We start from the raw sequence: 636 nt of genomic DNA on the forward strand, positions 1-636 counted from the left end.
GCGGGTGCGGATGTGGTTCTGAACGTGCAGGTTTCGCCGGTTCCGGCTGGTGGCACGGTGCAGTTCAAGAATGGCGCCGAGAACCTGGGTGGCCCGGTCACTCTCGATTCCGAGGGCAAGGGCAGCATCACGCAGGCCCTGGCCAAGGGCGATCACCAGATCACGGCCGTCTACTCGGGTGCGGGTGAGTTCCTGACCTCGACGTCGGCGGCGCACACTGTCGCGGTGTCGCCGGCKGATGTCGCGACCACSACGGTCGTGTCGGGTCCGGCTTCCGCTGTTGCGGGTGCGGATGTGGTTCTGAACGTGCAGGTTTCGCCGGCTCCGGCGGGTGGCACGGTGCAGTTCAAGGACGGCGCCGAGAACCTGGGTGGCCCGGTGAACCTCGATTCCGAGGGCAAGGGTTCGATCACGCAGAAGTTCGCGGCGGGCACGCGCAGCATCACTGCGGTGTACTCGGGTCTGGGCGAGTTCCAGGGTTCGACGTCGGCTGCGCACGCCGTCGCGGTGTCGCCGGCTGATGTCGCGACCACGACGGTCGTGTCGGGTCCGGCTTCCGCGGTGGCGGGTGCGGATGTGGTTCTGAACGTGCAGGTTTCGCCGGCTCCTGCTGGTGGCACGGTGCAGTTCAAGGAC

1 protein-coding gene is annotated in these 636 nt (G+C 67.4%); it reads left to right on the forward strand.

Annotated elements, in window-relative coordinates:
- Nucleotides 1–12: 12 nt before the first annotated feature.
- Nucleotides 13–636, forward strand: a 624-nt coding sequence (locus tag AC1DWC_RS26720; protein WP_477912916.1) for an Ig-like domain-containing protein, incomplete at its 3' end; no start/stop codon positions are given.

The organism is Rhodococcus sp. P4_C10 (assembly GCF_056402135.1).